The organism is Amphritea balenae (genome assembly GCF_003858655.1).
In the GTDB taxonomy this organism is placed as follows: Bacteria; Pseudomonadota; Gammaproteobacteria; order Pseudomonadales; family Balneatricaceae; genus Amphritea; species Amphritea balenae.
In genome coordinates, this window is record NZ_RQXV01000001.1 from 972,607 (window position 1) to 992,360 (window position 19,754).

Genomic DNA, 19,754 nt, shown 5'->3' on the forward strand with positions numbered 1-19,754 from the left:
CTAAATTACAAAAAATGAAATTGAGATAATGGCGATTAGTTGAAACCTGAGGGTTATTCTTGAGGACTATTCTTAAGTGCTATTAAAGGAGCTAAAGATAAGTAAGGGAGATAAATAAAAGCGAGTGGAGCGGAATATCGGGCTCGAACCGACGACCTGAACCTTGGCAAGGTTCCGCTCTACCAACTGAGCTAATTCCGCGTCGCAAAAAATGGCGTCCCATAGGGGGTTCGAACCCCTGTTACCGCCGTGAAAGGGCGGTGTCCTAGGCCACTAGACGAATGGGACGCTGAGTGACTACCGTTGCCGGAAGACGGTGCGTATAATATTGATATGACCCTTTTCGGTCAAGCCCTTTTATTGCATTTAGTCACATTTTTTACAGCCCTGTCTCAGGTGATATTCTCAGACCCTGATCGGCTCCTTTGAGACAGCTGCACCTGCCCCCTGCCCTACCTCTAACTCACCTTCAGCCTGGGCATCAACCAGCGCCTGCTCTGCGTGTTCCGCTTTACGATCCAGACTGAAATAGGTAATGCCAGCCCCCGCCCACATCGAAGCAAGGGCAATCCAGGCAGTTATAGAGAAAGCCGAACCACCCGTCAAACCTGCACCAACGGCACAACCACCGGCAAGCATGCCACCCACCCCCATAAACACTGCACCAATAATGTAACGCACCATACTGCGCCCATCTTTAAAACCCTGCAGTTTGAAAGTGCCTGAAGCTAAAGCCGCAAGAAAGGATCCCAGAAAAACACCCGGCACTAAACCTACATCAAAATCCATCGGCGCACCACCCGGTGTCAGGAAGTACATTAAAGTATCTGCAGAAGGCCCGGTAAAAGTCATACTTTCAACCTGGGTAGGCTCAAACGATTGATAAGACATATGATAGGTAAACCACCAGCCACCGACCACCATACTGCCGACCCCGATAGCGCCTATCCATCCCCAGGTTGTGAGCTTGTTTTTAATACCGATCAGAATAGCAACCAGAGCACAGCCAAGTCCGATATAAAAACCGGCATATTCTCCCCAGCCCAGAAACGAAATGACTTCCAGGCCACCATCATCATGTAGCAACCAGGCACCAGCAACGGAATCCCGTGCCGGAGCAAATATCCCTCTTAATGTTGCCTGGGCAGCCGTTGCAAATAGCAGCCCTGAAAATAACGCCCGTAAATTGCCCGTTGCTGCCAACACCAATAACCGCGCACCACAGCCTCTCGCCAGTACCATACCCGAACCAAACAGAATGCCACCCAGAACAGCACCCGATAAACTCCCGTAAGACGCCAACATGCGGGAATCCGATATATCCAGCTCCCCCATCGATAAGAGCGTCTGGGTTCCCAGTACTGCCGCTGAAAACGTCAACAGCCAGATGGCAACCTTAGGACCCAGCTTACCCTGATAAAACTCCAGTACAGCGGCCCGCAGACAGAACTGACTACGCTGAGCAAATATACCGAATAGAAAGCCAAGCACCAGACCACCGAAAGCCATCGTCTCCGCTTCACCTAAGCTATCTATCAGCCATTCAAAATCCATATCGCTACCCGGCGTCGGCTACAGAAAGTAATCTGGCAGCCAGTCTGTATAATTTATGAACAGACTATTATATAGATATAAGCTTATTTCCGCTTGATATAAGTCAGCAGTTTATATTAGCAATAAGTTTCATAGACTAGGATTAAGGAGCCTGCGAACAGACCCCTTAGTAAGAAGGTTTTTAATACGGTATATTTCTATCTTCAAACATCTGCCTATTCAGGCTGTGGCACAATCCGAATGTAAGGTTTGGGAGCTTTCCAGCCTTGCGGGAACTTCTTTCTCGCCTCTTCATCTGATACGGCTGGCACGATAATCACATCTTCACCCGCTTTCCAGTTTACAGGTGTTGCTACCTGATGCTTGGCGGTCAGCTGAATTGAGTCAAGCACCCTTAGCACCTCGTCAAAGTTGCGCCCGGTACTCATCGGATAGGTGAGCATCAGTTTAATTTTTTTATCCGGCCCGATCACAAACACAGACCGTACAGTTGCATTATCCGCCGCCGTTCGTTGTGCAGAACTGCCACTGGCATTGGGATGAATCATATCGAACAACTTGGCAACCGCCAGATCAGTATCGCCTATCAGTGGATAATTAAGTACATGCCCCTGAGTTTCCTGAATATCATTCGCCCAGCGAACATGGTCACTGACTGAGTCAATACTCAGACCAATGATCTTGCAGTTTCGTTTATCAAATTCGGGTTTCAGGCCCGCCATATAGCCCAGTTCAGTCGTGCAAACCGGGGTGAAATCTTTAGGGTGAGAGAACAGTACCGCCCAGCTATCACCTATCCATTCATAAAAATTGATTATTCCTTCGGTCGTTTCGGTGGAGAAGTCGGGGGCATCATCTCCAATACGCAGTGGCATGATACACCTCCATAGTAGTTGAGTGAGTTAAGCTGCTTTATGAACCCTCTGCTACAGAAGCTTCATAGCACCCATGAGTATAGTTGAGTTGGAAAACTGCAGAATCAGTAATGACTATTATTGAGTCCAACCCATACATTCAGCGCAGCTATACTGACCAGTGAAGTATGTCTTGAAAAGGAGGATACCTTGCCATGACTTTTGTAGTGACTGAGCCCTGTATCAAGTGCAAATACACCGACTGTGTCGATATCTGCCCGGTAGATTGCTTCTATGAGGGTCCTAATTTTCTGGTTATTAATCCCAAAGAGTGTATCGACTGCGCTTTGTGTGAGACGGAGTGCCCTGTCGATGCGATTATGGAAGAAAAAAATGTACCCGAAAATCAGCAGGAATTTATTAAGCTCAACGCCGAGCTAGCCGCCATCTGGCCTAATATCAACGAAGTGAAAGCAGCCCCCCCGGACGCAAAACAGTGGGAAACTGAGCCCGACAAAAAACACCTTCTGGAGCGATAAAGCGCTTTCCAGTACTTCATACCTAAGGCCTTCAGGCTTACTTTTCTGCGCAAGTTATACTTATAGAGAGTGCTGAGCACATTAGGGATGGGCAGACAGATGATTCCGCAAAGCCACAAAATATTACCAACCAGATACTGGCATAAGCTGGACGATGATCGGATTCAGTGCGACGTATGCCCCCGTGCCTGTAAATTGCGCGAAGGCCAGCGAGGTTTGTGTTTTGTACGTGGCCGCGAAGATGACCAGGTCATGCTCTATACCTGGGGCCGTTCCAGTGGTTTCTGTATCGATCCAATAGAGAAAAAGCCTCTTAATCACTTTCTCCCCGGCAATTCAATCCTGTCCTTTGGCACTGCGGGCTGCAATCTGGCCTGTAGATTCTGTCAGAATTGGGACATGAGCAAATCCAGGGAGATGGACACCCTGGCGGATCAGGCTCTGCCAGAAGAGTTAGCGGCAACCGCAAAACGACTCGGTTGTATTGGCATTGCGTACACCTACAACGATCCGGTGATCTTTATGGAATACGCCATGGACGTCGCCGATGCCTGCCATGAACAGGGGCTAAAGAGTGTTGCTGTTACCGCCGGTTATATCTGCCCGGAACCCAGAGCTGAATTTTACCGTCATATGGATGCTGCCAATGTCGACCTGAAGGCCTTCACCGAGAAGTTCTATAAGAAAATTTGTGGCGGAGAACTGGCAGCGGTACTCGATACCCTCGAATACCTGAAACACGAAACCGATGTCTGGTTTGAGATCACCAACCTGCTGATTCCTGGTGAGAACGACTCCAGCGCAGAGATCGATGCCATGACCCGCTGGGTTGTTGAACATCTGGGGCCTGACATTCCCATGCACTTTTCCGCCTTTCACCCCGACTGGAAGATGATGGATAAGCCACGCACACCACCTGAAACCCTTACCCGCGCTCGTGAAATCGCTATAGCAAACGGCATTCGCTACCCTTATACGGGCAACGTCTATGATACTGCGGGTGAAAGTACCTATTGTCATAACTGTGGAGCCATGTTGATTGAGCGTTGCTGGTACAAGCTGGGCCACTGGGGGCTCACCGACGACGGCCACTGTCTCAAATGTCACACCCCCCTACCCGGTGTATTCAATGGCTCCCCCGGCACATGGGGACCACAACGTAAGATGGTGCGTATTCTGCAAACCTGAGCAGCCCAGCTTTCAACTTCAGCGTCTGTTCTATTTCAATAATTTTTTAAAACGACCTGGTTATTGAGAATAAGTCTAATCGGACCGGTGGCTCACCAGATACGCCAGTACAATAAAATCATAAAGCCCATGCGTGATGATCGGCACCAGAAGATTATCAAAACTAAGTAACAACCAGCCAAGGTAGAGACTAAACAAAGCCGCAAATATCGCATAAGTCAGTGATATAAAATGCACAAGACCAAACAGAAGACTGGCGATCACGACGCCGACCCAGGGAGAGAACTCTATTGCCAATCGACTTTGAATAACACCTCTGAAAAGCGCTTCCTCACCGATACCGGCAGCACAGGCGATCAGGGCAAGATCCAGTAGTGAAGCCCCATTAAAGAAAGTTGCTACATGTTCACGGCTCAAACGAAACAGGTTCTGAACAGGACGGTACTCGAGCTGAACGGCCGCAAGCAAAAGCAGTAGCGGCGGTAACGTCGCCAGCAACCCCAATGCTACGCCTTGCCAGCCAAACTGAAATTGTACGAACGGTGGCGAATTAAGCAGCCAGCCCAGCATCAAAGCGACGACAACCAGGCCGCCCTCGAAACCCAACGCTAAGCGGATGATTTTCCTGTTCGATGATATCGGCTTTCCTCGCATCACAATTCCAGAGACTAGTGTTTGATCCAGTATCAGCCTAGCTGACTCAGCATGAAACCGGGGATAAACCTGAGCAGGCAATCAATATGGGACTATACTGGTACTGTATAAAGGTAAAGGAAATACTCAATGTTGCGTGTAAGCAAACTGACAGATTATGGCACCGTCATACTGGCCCGGATGGCACTTAGCCCAGCGGCTACTTATAGTGCTGCCAGTCTGGCTCAGCAGGTTACATTACCTGCCAGTACCGTCAGCAAACTGCTGAAGATAATGAGCCGTAACGGCCTGCTCTATTCCAGTCGCGGCAAACATGGAGGCTACACACTGGCAAAGACACCGCAGGAGATATCGCTGGCCGACGTAATCAATGCTCTGGAAGGCCCGGTAGGATTAACAGAATGCAGCCGCCATAGCGGCCTGTGCCAGTTAGAATCTCATTGTGCTATTCGCCAGCAGTGGCAGGGAATTAATGGTGTGATCCATAAAGCACTGCAGCAGGTAAGCCTGGAGACTCTGCTGAGACAACCCGCTCAGATAGAGCCCTCAGCTAATATTAAAGAGCCCTCAGCTAATATTAAAGAGCCCTCAGCGAATAACACAAAGCCTTCAACTGATAACAGGGAGCCATCAGCTACGAACACAGAGCTATCAACTGAATCCGAAGAGTATTTCGACCTGAAAATATAAGCCCCTGAAAAGGGAGGAGCGCCCCGCATGGCTACTACAACACCTCCACTTGAGCGCATGCTCGAGCGAGGTTATAGCCAGGGATTTGTGACAGAAGTAGATTCTGACAGTTTGGCACCAGGATTAAGTGAAGCGGTGATTCGACAAATTTCCGCGAAAAAAAACGAGCCAGAATTCCTGCTACAATGGCGCCTGCAGGCCTATTTTCACTGGCTGACCATGCCCGTCCCCCGTTGGTCCCGGGTGCACTATGAGCCGATCGACTATAACTCTATTTGCTACTATTCGGCCCCCAAAACAACATCCGAAGGCCCTAAAAGCCTGGACGAAGTCGATCCGGAAATCCTCCGCACCTACGAACGCTTGGGAGTACCGCTGCATGAGCGTGCCCGTTTGGCCGGAGTGGCCGTTGACGCGGTTTTTGACAGTGTGTCAGTTGCTACCACGTTTCAGGACGAGCTGGCGGCACAGGGAATTCTATTCTGTTCCTTCTCTGAAGCGGTACAGAAGCACCCACAGTTGGTACAACGTTATCTTGGCTCAGTTGTTCCCTATACCGATAATTTCTATGCCGCCCTCAACGCGGCGGTGTTCAGTGATGGTTCCTTCTGTTATATCCCCAAAGGTGTGCGCTGCCCGATGGAGCTATCTACCTATTTCCGTATCAACTCAGCCAACACTGGTCAGTTCGAACGCACTTTGATCATTGCTGAAGATGACAGCTACGTCAGCTATCTTGAGGGCTGTACCGCCCCGATGCGGGATGAGAACCAGCTACATGCTGCGGTGGTAGAACTGGTGGCTCTTGAGAACGCAGAAATAAAGTACGCCACGGTACAAAACTGGTATCCCGGTGATGAGGAAGGCAATGGTGGAATTTTCAATTTCGTCACTAAGCGCGGCCTCTGTGTCGGTGCGCACAGCAAAATTTCCTGGACTCAGGTAGAAACAGGCTCCGCCATTACCTGGAAGTATCCCAGCGTGATTCTGAAAGGCGATTATTCCGTCGGCGAGTTCTACTCCGTTGCACTGACCAATAATTATCAGCAAGCCGATACCGGCACCAAGATGACCCATCTCGGCAAACATACCCGCAGCACTATTATCTCCAAGGGAATATCCGCAGGTCACGGACAAAACTGCTACCGGGGCCTGGTTAAAGTCGGACCGAAGGCGCTTGATTCCCGTAATTACAGCCAATGTGATTCATTGCTACTCGGCTCACTATGCGGCGCCCATACCCTGCCCTATATCGAAGTAAAAAACCCTCAGGCTCAGGTAGAACATGAAGCGACCACTACCAAGATCAGTGATGAGCAGCTTTATTATTGTCAGCAGCGGGGTATCGATACTGAGGCGGCCGTCTCCATGCTGGTCAGTGGTTTCTGTAAAGAGGTATTTCATAAACTACCGATGGAGTTTGCGGTCGAGGCACAAGCGTTGATGGAGGTAAGTCTGGAGGGTGCTATAGGCTAAACAGAGGTGAATTATGTCTGACACTAAATACACGAATGCCCATGAAAAAAAGGGCTTACTTAAATCACTGATTAACCTCCTGCGTCGGCTATGGCGATTCCTGAAAGACCGCCTGCTACCCACGGTCGCAAAAATACGGGAGAGCCATTATGTTGAGTATTAAAGACCTGACCGTTCGTATTGAAGACAAACTGATCCTGCAGGGCATCAACCTGGAAGTGGCTGCAGGCGAGGTCCATGCCATCATGGGGCCTAACGGCTCAGGCAAAAGCACCCTGGCCCAGACACTGGCAGGCCACCCTGATTACCATGTTTGCCAGGGACAAGTGTCATACCAGGGCAAAGACCTACTATCACTGAATGTCGAACAGCGTGCGGGAGCAGGGGTTTTCCTGGCCTTCCAGTATCCGGTAGAAATTCCTGGCGTCAGTAATATCCATTTTCTTAAGAGCGCGCTTAACAGCCTGCGCAAACAACGGGGTGAACCCGAACTGGATGCCTTTGATTTTCTCACCGATGTAAAACAGAAAATGGCACAGATGCAGATGGAGGAAGCCCTGCTTTACCGGGGGGTCAATGAAGGCTTCTCCGGAGGGGAAAAGAAAAGCAATGAAATACTTCAGTTGTTGGTTCTGGAACCGCAACTGGCGATACTCGATGAGACCGACTCAGGGCTGGACATTGACGCGCTGAAGCGGGTTGCCGCCGGGGTAAATGCTTTTCGTAGCCCAGAACGTGCCCTGATACTGGTCACTCACTACCAGCGCCTGCTGGAATATCTGGTCCCCGACCGGGTTCATGTACTGCAAGACGGCCGCATCATTCGTTCTGGTGGACCAGAGCTGGCGCTTGAACTGGAGCAGCAAGGCTATGCCCCCAATCAGCCGGAGACGATAACCGATCTCTCAGAACTCATTTCAAACGAATCTCACACGCCTTCGAATGAATCCCTGAAGATTGATCAGGAGGTGCCTGATGCAGAACGCTAGACTGCTCAATGAAACAGATGGATACAACTCCCCGGTCAATTCAGGCTGGCCCTGGTTAACTGCGTTTCGACAGCAGGCGCAACAGGACTTCTCTGCACAGGGGCTGCCGACGATACAACAGGAAGAATGGAAATATACCAGCATCAAAACACTGGCTAACACAGCGTTTAATCTTGCGTCGCCCGGTGCAGTAAACAAACAGAATAAAGCCCTAAGTTCATCAAATAAAACCTCCAATACCAAACAAAATTATCGACTGACATTTGTTGCGGGGCGCTTCCAGGCGAACTGGTCTCAGCTTGGCCCACTTCCCCATGGCATTAAACTAATGCCGCTGAAACAAGCACTTGAACAGGAACATAGCCTGATTCAAACCCACATGGGGCGAATTGCACAGCACCACAACCATCCATTTGCAGCATTGAATTCACTCTGGCTGGAAGACGGTGTCCTGCTTTATGTACCTCGTGACTGCCACCTGGAAAAGCCGATACATTGCCTGTTCTACAGCCCCGCAGGAACAGAGCCTCAAGCCTGTTACCCTCGCCTTTTGATTGTGCTGGAACCAGGAGCACAGGCCCAATTGATCGAAGAGTATCTGGCATCCCCCCAACAGGAGCAGAAAGATGGCGCGCCGAATTTTACCGACTCAATCACGGAAGTCGTTCTTGCAAAAGGCGCCCGGCTAACACACTTCAAATTATTACGTGAAAATGCACTGGGCCGGCATATCGCAGGCATCCATGTTGAGCAAGCCGGAAATAGCTGCTTTCAAAGTTTTTCACTGGCACTCGATGGCGGTCTCTGTCGCAATGACATTCAGGTCAGGCTTAACGCCGAAGGCGCTCAGGTTCAGCTGGATGGACTCTATATTCTGGCGGATCATCAACACTTGGATAATCACCTGAGAGTCGACCATCTCAAGCCCGGCTGTAACAGCGAAGTATTCTACAAAGGCGTTCTTAACGGCCAGGCACGAGGGGTCTTCAACGGCATGGCGATAGTTCATCCAGACGCTCAGAAAAGCGATGCCCGTCAGGTGAATAAAAACCTTCTGCTTTCAAAAAAAGCGGAGATGGATACCAAACCCGAACTGCAGATAGAGGCAGATGACGTTAAATGTTCCCATGGTGCCACCGTAGGCCAACTGGATAATGAAGCGCTGTTCTACCTCAGCAGCAGAGGGCTGGACCGGGACAGTGCACGCACCCTGCTGACCTCGGCGTTTGCCCATGAACTGCTCAATCGCATACCTGCAGGACAGCTACGTAAGCAGCTAACTTCGCTGACTCGTGATGCTCTGGCTCGTGATGCACAGGCTGTGCAGCCTGACGGGGCGCTGCTAGCAGATAAAAAATATAAGCCCCTAAGGTGGTCGTGATGAATATGCGCGATCGCATCCCCGGCAAAGAAACTCAAGGTTTGGTCGACAACAGCCTGACGTTTGATATAGACGCTGTACGCGAGAACTTCCCTATTCTGGGACGCCGGGTGTATGACCAGCCTCTGGTCTATCTGGACAATGCCGCTACCAGCCAGAAACCCAGGGAAGTGGTTGATTGCATCCAAACCTACTATCTGCAAACTAATGCCAATGTTCACCGCGGGGTTTACCATCTCAGCGAAGAAGCCACCAGCGCCTATGAGGCATCCCGGGATAAGGTTCAGCGGTTCCTGAACGCAAAAAGCCGAAAAGAGATCATCTTCGTGCGGGGCACCACCGAAGCGATTAATCTGGTTGCTCACTGTTATGCCAAGCCCCTGCTATCCCCTGGAGATGAAATATTGATCAGCACCATGGAGCATCATTCTAACATCGTGCCCTGGCAGATTATCTGTAACCAGACCGGCGCAACATTAAAAGTAATCCCGATTAATGATGCCGGTGAAATCGAGCAGGATGCATTTACAACAATGCTGAACCCCAGATGCCGACTGCTTGCCATCACTCAAGTATCCAATGCCCTGGGCACTATCAATCCTGTAAGGCAGATGATCAAACAGGCCCATCAACAGAGCATTCCGGTACTTATCGATGGCGCTCAGGCGGTACCTCACCTGCAGGTTGATCTACAGGCATTGGATGCCGACTTCTATGCATTCTCCGGTCATAAAGTGTATGGGCCAACCGGTATTGGCATACTTTACGGCAAACAGGAGTTGCTGGAAAAGATGAAGCCCTATCAGGGCGGTGGTGACATGATAAGCCGGGTTACTTTTGCCCATACAGACTACAACGAGCTGCCCTACCGGTTTGAAGCAGGCACACCTAATATCGCCGGTAGCATCGGTCTCGGCAGTGCTCTGGATTATATAAATGCGATTGGTCTGGATCAGATTGCCCGCCATGAACAGGCACTGCTGGTTTACGCCACTGAACAGCTATCATCGATTGACGGCCTGCGTTTGATTGGTACCGCCAAGCATAAAGCGGGCATCCTCTCTTTTGTCATGGCTGAAGCCCACGCCCATGATGTAAGCACAATTCTGGATCAGTCTGGCATTGCGATCCGTGCAGGGCATCACTGCACTATGCCTTTGATGGCACACTTAGGGATCGCGGCTACAGCCCGCGCCTCCCTTGCACTGTATAACAACCGCGCAGATATCGACGCCCTGCTAGCAGGCTTACACGAGGTAAAGCGCATCTTTAAATAACTGTTAGGTGACTATTTAAATAATCGCTACTGACAACCTGAGGAGCTAAAAGCAACAAATATATTCAGCCAGGTTTTATATGAATAACGAACTACGTGAACTGTACCAGGAAGTCATTATTGACCATGGACGCCGCCCCCGTAACTTCAAAGTGCTACAGGAATACAGCCATAGCCAGGAAGGCTATAACCCTCTATGCGGCGATCGTCTGCAGCTTTTTTTACTCATCAGGCCAGGTCCTGAACAGGTCATCGAAGAGGCTTCATTTCTGGGTGAAGGCTGTGCTATCTCCATGGCATCAGCCTCCCTGCTGACCGAATGTCTGAAAGGCAAGACAATAGCGGAAGCACAGACTCTGTTTCAGCAATTTCATCAGTTACTCACCGGTGATACAGCAGTCCAGGCAGAACCAGAAAAGCTGGGAAAACTCCAGGTGTTAGCCGGTGTGCGAGCCTTTCCGACCCGAATTAAATGCGCCACCCTGGCATGGCATGCTCTGCTTGGCGCCCTTAATGAAGATGAAGACAAACCTGAAGCCTGGGTTACTACTGAATAGAATATCTAGGAAAACGAGGGACTGGTAAATGGAAAATAAAAAAACCATCAAATTACAGCGGGATTGTAACGCCCTGGTGATTCCATCGGCCGAACCGATATCCCTAGCCAAAGGAACTGAAGTTAAAATACAGCAGTCACTGGGGGGGACTTATACTGTCAGCACCGGCTCATACCTGGTACGCATAGATAGCGAGGATGCCGACGCCCTGGGTTTAATTCCCCTTAAACCCAGGGCAGATACGCCCGCTGCCAATGAGTGTGAAGATGTTCCGGTCGATCACGAAGAGATTCGACGGCAACTCAGTACCTGTTTTGATCCGGAAATCCCCGTCAATATCCTTGATCTGGGCCTAGTATACAGCTGCCATATCAGTCGTCACCCTGAAGGCGGCAATCATATTCAGATTGCGATGACTCTTACAGCACCAGGCTGCAGTATGGGGGGAGTGCTGGCCAACGATGTAAAAACAAAGCTCATGCAGATCAGAGGAGTTCGTAGCGTAGATATCAAACTGGTGTTCGACCCACCCTGGGATTCAAGCCGCATATCTGAAGCTGCCAGGTTGCAACTTGGATTACTCTGAATGGGTCATCAGATCAGCATAAATATACTGAGGTAACTGTTTAATGGCACACTGGCATGACGTAGCAACCGCATTAGAATCGGGCGAACATAGGGTGATTGAGCTGAATGAATTCAGTGTATTACTGGTGAATATCGATGGCTGTTACTATGCCGTTGAAAATATCTGCCCACACGATGGCGGCGAACTCGACGGCGGTACTTTCTCAAGCACCACTGGCAACATACCCGGCAGCTCAACCAACATTTCACATGGCAACTCAACTAACGACACGGCTAACGACACAGCCGATAACCCAACAGTTACCTGCCCCAGACACGGCGCCTGTTTTAACCTGAAAACCGGAAAAGTACTCAAGCCCCCCGCCTTCGAAGATATTGATTGTTTTGCAGTACGTATTCAGGATGGCCGGCTCCAAATCTATGATGAGCCAACTGAACAGAACGACCCTGATCTTTAAATCTATGATGAGCCAACCGAACAGAACGACCCTGATCTTTAAATCTATGATGAGCCAACCGAACAGAACGACCCTGATCTTTAAATCTATGACGAGCCCATTGAACAGGATGAGCCTGATCTTTCTTAAGACATCGTTTTTTCTTAAGACAACATCCGGTAGTCAGATCCTATAACTCAATCGACGTCTTAAATTTCTGCCGCCGCATTGAAATCAATGTCCTGAATTTTCGCAGATTAGCATCACTGGACAGATCCCGACGGATAAACACCTCGTAGGCCTCCATATCCGGCACCATCACCATCAACAGGAAATCAACCTCACCGGTTACCTGATAACACTGAGTCACCTCAGCGGCCAGATCCATCTTTTTAATAAAGGCATCATAGACGTCGGACTGATCCCGGCTCATCTCCACCTCAACGATAATATTGAGATAACGCCCCATCATTCTGGGATCAACCAGAGAGACATCAGCCATAATGATACCGTCATTCCTGAGCTTGCGAACCCGACGCAGGCAAGCTGGCGGAGAAAGCCCCACTCTTTCAGCCAGATCCTGATTGCTGATACGGTTATCCTGCTGCAACAGATTCAGGATATGGCGATCGATACGATCCAGTTCAATACTCATAAATTCAACGATCCAATCAAGTAATCTAATTCAATTAAATTTTGAACAGATAAAAAGACATTTTATTTCGCTGTTATAAGAATATATGAAATCCCGCACATTAAAACTCAATTACACTACTGTTTCATTATTTCAGGCAGCAGCACATGAACAATCATACCCGTCTCTTCATCAAACAAACTATTCCAGGTCTGGCTAAAGAGACCTATGAGGTGTGCCTGCTGCTGTTCAAACTGACCATCCCCGTGCTGATTGCAGTTAAGATACTCGAAGAGCTGGGCGCTATCCCCTACATCAGTCGGGCACTGGAACCACTGATGCAGTTAGTTGGCCTGCCGGACACCATGGGCCTGGTCTGGACGACCACCCTGCTAACCAATATCTATGGCGGCATGCTGATATTTTTTCAGCTGGCACCTCAGGAGAACCTGACCGTCGCTCAGGTCACAGTGCTTAGCAGTATGTTACTGATCGCCCACAGCCTGCCGATAGAGGTCCGCATCGCTCAGAAAGCTGGCGTCCGTTTTGCTGCGGCATTACTCATACGGCTGATCTCCGCGTTAGTACTGGGCGCCCTGTTACATCACAGCTATAGCTGGGGGGGCTGGTTACAGCAACCTGTCGAACTTCTCTGGACCGCCCCGGTTACCGATACCAGTCTTACGGCGTGGGTTATCACTCAACTGCAAGGCCTGGCGATGATTGTCGTGATCGTCACCGCGCTGCTAAGCTTGCTCCGATTCCTGCGCTGGGTGCATATTGAGCGCCTGATGATCTGGTTATTGCGCCCGGTACTCAGGTTACTTGGCATAGGCCAGCAAGCGGCCTCGCTGACTATTATCGGTATCACACTGGGACTGTCTTTCGGTGGAGGGCTGCTGATCCGTGAAGCGCAGAGCGGACATATCAGCCCTAAAGACTGTTTCTCGGCACTCTGCCTGCTAAGCCTGTGTCACAGCATTATCGAAGATACCTTGCTGGTTCTGACGATGGGTGCTGACCTGTCTGGTATCCTCTGGGCTCGTCTGGCTTTTAGTCTGGTGTTTGTTGCCGTAATGACACGTTTACTCAACTATACCAGTGATAAATTCCAGTATCGTTTTCTGATGCACAAGGTTACATCTGATCAATCCACCTCAACACGAGGACAATCGAGTGCCAACTGATACCGAACAACGTAAAGGCATTCTATTTGCCCTCGCCGCCTACAACATGCGGGGGCTGGTACCGAACTTCTTTAAATCGGTTGACCATCTCAGCCCGTTTGATGTTGACGTAATGACACGCTTGCACAACTACACTAGCGACAAGCTCCAGTATCGTTTTGTGATGCACAAAGTTACACCTGACCAACCCCGTACAATACAAGGATAACCGAGTGCCAACAGATACCGAACAACGTAAAGGCATTCTATTCGCCCTCGCCGCCTACGGCATGTGGGGACTGGTACCGATCTACTTCAAAGCGGTCGACCATGTCAGTCCGTTTGAGGTAGTTGCCCACAGAGTACTCTGGTCGGTTGCCTTTCTGGCCATTTTTATCGTAGCGACCGGTCGCTGGCAGGAATTTACCCGCTACCTTAAACAACATCGCCTGGTTGCCGGCTTACTGCTTTCAGCCATTATCATATCGCTTAACTGGCTGGTATTTATCTGGGCCGTAGGGCAAGGCCGTATTCTGGAAGCCGCATTGGGTTACTTCATCAATCCGCTGATCAGCGTATTACTCGGAATGATCTTTCTTAGCGAACGCTTAAGGCGAATTCAGTGGCTGGCTATCATTTTGGCTGCTATTGGGGTCGGCTATCAATTGGTGCTGTTAGGCAGCCTACCCTGGGTAGCCCTTGTTCTGGCATTCAGCTTTGGCTTTTACGGTTTGCTACGTAAACGTCTGACAGTTGATCCATTCTCTGGACTGCTTATCGAAACGCTACTACTCAGCCCAATAGCACTGGCTTACCTTTTCTGGCTCGCTCAGCAAAACGCTCTGCAATTCCAATTCACCACCGACGCTACAACGCTGTTACTCATTGCCTCAGGCCTGGTCACCAGCTTACCTTTGATATGTTTCGCCGCTGGCGCCCGTCGCTTAACCCTGACCCTCAACGGCCTGCTGCAATATATCGCGCCGAGTATCGCCTTCCTGCTGGCCGTATTCATTTATAACGAACCTTTAGATGGCAACAAGCTAATCACTTTTTCTTTTATCTGGGTTGGCCTGATATTTTTTACCTTAGAAAGCCTCTGGCAGACAAAAGGAAAAGCTATCCCGCTAGCAACAGATTAAAACCATTTTAGCTCTAGGCTTAAGCAAACCTAAAATCTAGGGTTTTAAGAGGCGTTCTTACTTTACTCTAATACTTCACTCTCAAGCGCATCATGAGTATCAGAGGGAAAGTCGTTAAGCACGGTAATAACAGCCCCCCCTAACGACGCACTTGGTTGATTGTGATAATCAGTTATCAGATTGCGAATATCAGTTTCACGGCTAAGCAAAGCTGTAACTTCACCGGCACTGACCGGTTTACTGATGAGATACCCTTGCATCTCATCACACTGAAGATCCTGAAGAAAACGCAGCTGTTCAAGGGTCTCAACCCCTTCAGCTACAACTTTTAATCCCAGGCTATGACTCATGGCGATTATTGCACTGACAATAGCTGCATCACTCGAGCTTTCAACAAACCCGGTTATAAAGGAGCGATCGATTTTAACTTTGCTCAGAGGGAAGCCTTTCAAATAACTCAGCGAAGAGTAACCAGTACCAAAATCATCCACTGAAAGACCAAAGCCAGCTTCTGACAGCTGGTGTAAAATAACGGTAGCAGAGTCTATACTCTTCACCACTGCCGTTTCAGTAATCTCAAATTCAAGAGCACATCGGGCAATACCGGCATCCTGAACCATCTCAATGATTTTACTTCCCAACAAGGGATTCTGAAACTCAATCGGCGACAAATTAACTGCAACGTTAAGGGTACCGTACCCCGCAGATTGCCAATAACTGATCTGCTGGCAGGCTGTATAAACCACCCAACGACTTATCTCCTCAATAAAACCGGTCTGTTCAGCAAGTGGTATGAAATCATCAGGGGGAATCATACCCAGCTGAGGATGCTGCCAACGAATCAGCGCTTCCATACCGATGATTTTGCCTTTTTTCAGGTCTATCTTGGGTTGATAACAGAGTACCAGCTCATTTCGTTCAACCGCTCTGTGAAGCTCAGCTTCTAAGCGAATTCGACGCCGATAACGCTTATTAATCTCATCGTCATAAAACCGGAAGCTAGTTCGTCCCTGACTAAGCTTAGCTTCCCGCATTGCACTACAGGCATTACGAATCAAACTGTCAGAATCGCCCCCATCCACCGGGTACAGGCTAACCCCGGTGTGAGAATTAAGATAGAATTCATGCCCTTCAACCTCAACAGCAGTATTGTAGATTGCATTAATCTGCTGTAATACCGAAGGAACAATCTCGCTCCGCTCAAATCCCATCAACAATACATTGATCTTATTAAAACCCAGCTGTGAGACACTGAATTCAAAATGATCCTTACTCATCGCTGTTTCTATTATCTGCCGTAAAGCCGCCTTCAAACGTGAAACAACCTGTTTACCTATTTTTTGATTGACACTATGACCCAGGGTATCACTGACATAGTGTAAGGCATCAATATCAATAACCAGCGCTGCGACATGGGTACCATAACGCTTAGCACAGATAATGGCCTGATCAATCCGCTCATTCTGAATGGTATTATTGGCAAAGTTATCCGACTCAGCGATGAGCGAAGCATCATCGGGACTTCCGGGGTCGTTCAGTAACAATGCATCCGGCAAAATATAATCACTCCTAACCTCTTTCCCCCCATCCGGTATTATCCGGTCAATCGCCTGCAGACCATCCTTTACCAACGTATCTGGTTGTCCATTATTTAGTACATTCCAACATACTACTTTGTTACGACCGGTCTCTTTAGCCTGATAGAGCGCTTTATCCGCCTGATCCAGGAGTTCCTCATGACTACCACTAACTGAAGTCATACTGGAAACCCCTAAACTAGCAGTGATTCGCACAGCCGCATCAAGCTGAATTTTATCAACACAATCATGGATCGCCTTACGAATCCGTTCAGCAATACCTCGTGCACTGCCCATTGCAACACCAGGCAAAACCAGAAGAAACTCTTCACCACCATAACGTCCGACCAGGTCGTTGGGCCTGGAGTGCTCAGTCAAAAGCTGAGCGATCAGTTTGATAACCATATCTCCCATCGCATGGCCGAAACTATCATTAATCGATTTAAAAAAATCAATATCCACCATAATACAACTGAGGTTTTCCTTCTCATCCTGAGCTTCACTAAATAAGGTCTGAAACCCCATAGACAGTGAACGGCGATTCAACAATCCAGATAAAGAATCACGGGTGGCCAGGATCTGTAATTCACGATTTTGACGAGTAATTTCCCGCTGACTCTTTTCAAGTTTATAAAAGGTGCGACGCAACTCTTCATTTTTCTTTTCAATCTCTGAGATATTGTCAAATGTCACTAAGACCCCTCGCACCCGACCTTCTGGATCGGTAATAGTAGAGGCATTTACTTTAAAGCGATAAGTCTTATCCAGAGCTGTCGCCAGTCCTATCTGAAAAATTTCCGACATTTCTTTTCCTTTCAGAACCTGCACCCAGGGCAGCTCTTTAAGCTGACCATCACTAAACCGCCAATCAAACTGTTCACTATCACGCCCAACCAGATCTTCCGGTTGCTGCCCTATATATTCAGCAAAGCGATAGTTAGAAAAGATAATTTGGTTCTCAGTATCAATAATCAACAACCCCTCAGAAAGGGTATCTAAAGCTTTTCTGACCCGATCCGGAATTATTGAATCAGGATTCAACTCATTCAGGCTACGACGTAAAAAAAGGATATAGAAAATAAACCCAAATATTCCGACAAATATGACAGCGCTATAGAAACTACTGGGGTCACTCAATCGTCCAGCCGAAGACAAGGGTTTAAAGCTGAGCTCTACGGTTCCCCAACGAATATCATTATTAAAAATCGGTATCTGCATCTGTTCAGGAGTTGAATTAGTCTGGAGAAGCTTTTGCCAATGCCGTTCATGATCACCATATTCGGCTACGACACCATCCTCGACTAAGCGGATTGCCGCAGAATTAATTTCTCCATTCCTAACCACGATAGCATGCAGTACTTGCTCAACATGATTGTAGTTTCTTTCTGCTATTTCAGCCGAAAGCTGAACAGCAAGAGATTCTGCGATAACTCTGCGTGCATTCAACTCTGCCCGTCGGGTATCCGGTATTAATCCAATCGCATCGGAGATAAGTAGCAGGGTTACCGTCATCATAACCAAGCCAAAACTTATTCTGATCAAGGGTGATTTAAGTACATTAGTCATAGCGTTCTCCACCATCACTTATCTTGCTGAAACAGCTCATCAACCCGGTCAGGTTTATGGGCTTTTACTTTAGCCTTGCTGCCTGAACCCAAAATTGGCAGAGGATCAAACTGTTTCCATAAAGGGATCACCGAGAGGAAGCAAGCAAGCAATGATCCGGCACGAAATAACCATATTGCGAACCAGGCTGATACACTCATGGAAACAGCGACAGCGGTTTCACCACCCAGTTGATAGCTGTTTTCGGACTGATTAGCGGCATCATCAAGCTCCAGCTTCAGCTCTGCCAGCCCAACTTCCAGAGCTTCACTGCTTAATCCTTCAACTTGCAGACTCTGAACCGGCTCAAACTCGGTAAAACGCCGGATCTCCAGCTGAGCCAGATCGATTCGCTGTAGAACCGGTGCTTCTGTCTGTATATCCCTTGCCTGATATTCTGTTGGATCTTTCACTTCCATGGGAACCGCTACTAATTCGACCAGTTGCTGTGAATCAATCGCCTGAACCGGTGATACCGAGGGCAGAATTCCGCCCCCGCTTATCTGTATCTCATCTGCCAACTCTATTAAGACACTAGCCTCCTGTTCATCTTCAGGGGATTGCGCCTGCTCTTCCGAATCGGGATCCTCTCCTTCTGAAACCACCGGCCCCGGCAATTCTTCCGGTTCTGGTTCAGGTTCAGAATCGTCCACAACATCCGGCGGCGTTATAACAGGGTTTGTTTGTGCGCTAACCACACTTTCTGCCATGCCATAGGTATCGGTATAGCTCATCTCAACCGATATTCGTTTGCCCAGGTCATCAGTCTGTAGCGTATAGTCGCTGTTCACTGCACCACCGATCACCTGGCCATTACGCAGCCACTGGAAATTGAAACTTCCCAGTCCATCACTATCCTGCACTGAAGAGGTATCTGCGCTTAACTGCTGTGCCAGTACAGCCTGACCGTTCACCATCGGCTTACCAGTCGGCAGGTCATTGATATTGACCACCGCTACAGTTTCCGCACTAAGTAGCTGTTCCGCTGTTCCCTGAGCATCGGTATAACTGACTTCTACTGAGATAAGCTGTCCGACATCCGCATCACCTAACTGGTGGCTACTCTGTGTCGCACCGCTAACCGCAGAACCGTTACGGTGCCATTGATAGTTAAAACTACCCAAACCATCAGCATCATCGATCGCGGAGGTATCCACATTCAGGGTTTGATCCTCTTCAACCGGACCGATAATCAGCGGCAACCCGGTTGGATCATCATTGATATTGGCAACCGCGGCGGTTTCCAGACTGACCAGCTGTTCCGGGGTGCTATGACCATCGGTATAACTCACCTGCACGGAGATGCGCTGGCCGACATCGGCATCGCCTAATTGATAGCTGGTCAGAATAGCCCCGCTGATTACGGATCCATTGCGCAACCATTGATAGCTGAAGCTTCCCAGGCCATCAGCATCATCGATCGCGGAGATATCCACATTCAGGATCT

The 19,754-nt window shown here is 49.0% G+C and carries 20 protein-coding genes and 2 tRNA genes; 14 read left to right on the forward strand and 8 right to left on the reverse strand.

Features of this window, described 5'->3' with window-relative positions:
- Positions 1 to 125: 125 nt before the first annotated feature.
- From EHS89_RS04355 to EHS89_RS04370, 4 genes are all read right to left on the reverse strand, one after another.
- Positions 126 to 201 (reverse strand) — tRNA-Gly (locus EHS89_RS04355).
- 11 nt (positions 202 to 212) lie between these two features.
- Positions 213 to 288 (reverse strand) — tRNA-Glu (locus EHS89_RS04360).
- Positions 289 to 405: 117 nt separating this feature from the next.
- Positions 406 to 1,554 carry a YeeE/YedE family protein gene (locus EHS89_RS04365; protein WP_124924853.1) on the reverse strand — a complete coding sequence of 383 codons (1,149 nt, stop codon included), beginning with the start codon at positions 1,552 to 1,554 and terminating at the stop codon, positions 406 to 408.
- A gap of 215 nt (positions 1,555 to 1,769) precedes the next feature.
- On the reverse strand, positions 1,770 to 2,429 hold the full coding sequence (locus EHS89_RS04370; protein ID WP_124924854.1) for a peroxiredoxin: 660 nt from the start codon (positions 2,427 to 2,429) through the stop codon (positions 1,770 to 1,772).
- A 194-nt stretch (positions 2,430 to 2,623) separates the two neighbouring features.
- On the opposite strand from EHS89_RS04370, the gene fdxA reads away from it, so the two are divergent.
- The gene (gene fdxA / locus EHS89_RS04375; RefSeq protein ID WP_124924855.1) at positions 2,624 to 2,947 is read left to right on the forward strand and encodes a ferredoxin FdxA; all 324 of its coding nucleotides are present in this window, start codon (positions 2,624 to 2,626) and stop codon (positions 2,945 to 2,947) included.
- An 87-nt stretch (positions 2,948 to 3,034) separates the two neighbouring features.
- Positions 3,035 to 4,135 carry an AmmeMemoRadiSam system radical SAM enzyme gene (amrS, locus tag EHS89_RS04380; protein WP_124924856.1) on the forward strand — a complete coding sequence of 367 codons (1,101 nt, stop codon included), beginning with the start codon at positions 3,035 to 3,037 and terminating at the stop codon, positions 4,133 to 4,135.
- Between the two features lie 75 nt (positions 4,136 to 4,210).
- Here the strand turns inward: amrS and EHS89_RS04385 are convergent, their stop codons facing one another.
- On the reverse strand, positions 4,211 to 4,789 hold the full coding sequence (locus tag EHS89_RS04385) for a CPBP family intramembrane glutamic endopeptidase (RefSeq protein WP_124924857.1): 579 nt from the start codon (positions 4,787 to 4,789) through the stop codon (positions 4,211 to 4,213).
- 129 nt (positions 4,790 to 4,918) lie between these two features.
- Between EHS89_RS04385 and EHS89_RS04390 the strand changes: the two genes are divergently transcribed.
- The 9 genes from EHS89_RS04390 to EHS89_RS04425 all read left to right on the forward strand — a co-directional run bounded on the left by EHS89_RS04390 (position 4,919) and on the right by EHS89_RS04425 (position 12,204).
- Entirely contained in the window at positions 4,919 to 5,479 is a 561-nt protein-coding gene (locus EHS89_RS04390; protein ID WP_124924858.1) for an SUF system Fe-S cluster assembly regulator, read from the forward strand.
- A 27-nt stretch (positions 5,480 to 5,506) separates the two neighbouring features.
- Positions 5,507 to 6,955: a Fe-S cluster assembly protein SufB gene (gene sufB, locus EHS89_RS04395; RefSeq protein ID WP_124924859.1), complete on the forward strand. Its 1,449-nt coding sequence runs from the start codon at positions 5,507 to 5,509 to the stop codon at positions 6,953 to 6,955.
- A gap of 13 nt (positions 6,956 to 6,968) precedes the next feature.
- Positions 6,969 to 7,118, forward strand: a complete 150-nt coding sequence (locus EHS89_RS21030; RefSeq protein WP_170167408.1) for a hypothetical protein — start codon at positions 6,969 to 6,971, stop codon at positions 7,116 to 7,118.
- A complete protein-coding gene (gene sufC / locus EHS89_RS04400; RefSeq protein ID WP_124924860.1) occupies positions 7,105 to 7,944 on the forward strand; it encodes a Fe-S cluster assembly ATPase SufC in 840 nt (279 codons plus the stop codon). Before EHS89_RS21030 ends, sufC begins: the two co-directional genes overlap by 14 nt.
- On the forward strand, positions 7,931 to 9,325 hold the full coding sequence (sufD, locus tag EHS89_RS04405) for a Fe-S cluster assembly protein SufD (RefSeq protein ID WP_124924861.1): 1,395 nt from the start codon (positions 7,931 to 7,933) through the stop codon (positions 9,323 to 9,325). Before sufC ends, sufD begins: the two co-directional genes overlap by 14 nt.
- Positions 9,325 to 10,602, forward strand: coding sequence for an aminotransferase class V-fold PLP-dependent enzyme (locus tag EHS89_RS04410; protein WP_308430924.1), 1,278 nt, complete (start codon positions 9,325 to 9,327; stop codon positions 10,600 to 10,602). Before sufD ends, EHS89_RS04410 begins: the two co-directional genes overlap by 1 nt.
- Before the next feature lie 79 nt (positions 10,603 to 10,681).
- On the forward strand, positions 10,682 to 11,158 hold the full coding sequence (gene sufU / locus EHS89_RS04415; protein WP_124924862.1) for a Fe-S cluster assembly sulfur transfer protein SufU: 477 nt from the start codon (positions 10,682 to 10,684) through the stop codon (positions 11,156 to 11,158).
- A gap of 28 nt (positions 11,159 to 11,186) precedes the next feature.
- Entirely contained in the window at positions 11,187 to 11,744 is a 558-nt protein-coding gene (sufT, locus tag EHS89_RS04420) for a putative Fe-S cluster assembly protein SufT (protein WP_124924863.1), read from the forward strand.
- Between the two features lie 43 nt (positions 11,745 to 11,787).
- Entirely contained in the window at positions 11,788 to 12,204 is a 417-nt protein-coding gene (locus tag EHS89_RS04425) for a Rieske (2Fe-2S) protein (protein ID WP_124924864.1), read from the forward strand.
- A 169-nt stretch (positions 12,205 to 12,373) separates the two neighbouring features.
- Here the strand turns inward: EHS89_RS04425 and EHS89_RS04430 are convergent, their stop codons facing one another.
- Positions 12,374 to 12,838 carry an Lrp/AsnC family transcriptional regulator gene (locus EHS89_RS04430; RefSeq protein WP_211340279.1) on the reverse strand — a complete coding sequence of 155 codons (465 nt, stop codon included), beginning with the start codon at positions 12,836 to 12,838 and terminating at the stop codon, positions 12,374 to 12,376.
- Between the two features lie 146 nt (positions 12,839 to 12,984).
- On the opposite strand from EHS89_RS04430, the gene EHS89_RS04435 reads away from it, so the two are divergent.
- The 3 genes from EHS89_RS04435 to rarD are packed head-to-tail and all read left to right on the forward strand — an operon-like array spanning position 12,985 to position 15,125.
- Positions 12,985 to 14,004, forward strand: a complete 1,020-nt coding sequence (locus EHS89_RS04435) for a hypothetical protein (RefSeq protein ID WP_124924865.1) — start codon at positions 12,985 to 12,987, stop codon at positions 14,002 to 14,004.
- Positions 13,994 to 14,212, forward strand: coding sequence for a hypothetical protein (locus tag EHS89_RS04440; protein ID WP_124924866.1), 219 nt, complete (start codon positions 13,994 to 13,996; stop codon positions 14,210 to 14,212). The genes EHS89_RS04435 and EHS89_RS04440 overlap by 11 nt, the downstream gene beginning before the upstream one ends.
- A gap of 4 nt (positions 14,213 to 14,216) precedes the next feature.
- Positions 14,217 to 15,125 carry an EamA family transporter RarD gene (rarD, locus tag EHS89_RS04445; protein ID WP_124924867.1) on the forward strand — a complete coding sequence of 303 codons (909 nt, stop codon included), beginning with the start codon at positions 14,217 to 14,219 and terminating at the stop codon, positions 15,123 to 15,125.
- 62 nt (positions 15,126 to 15,187) lie between these two features.
- Here rarD and EHS89_RS04450 read toward each other — a convergent pair whose 3' ends face one another.
- On the reverse strand, positions 15,188 to 18,268 hold the full coding sequence (locus EHS89_RS04450) for an EAL domain-containing protein (protein WP_170167409.1): 3,081 nt from the start codon (positions 18,266 to 18,268) through the stop codon (positions 15,188 to 15,190).
- A 14-nt stretch (positions 18,269 to 18,282) separates the two neighbouring features.
- On the reverse strand, positions 18,283 to 19,754 hold a 1,472-nt coding region (locus tag EHS89_RS21035; protein WP_211340280.1), incomplete at its 5' end, for a hypothetical protein.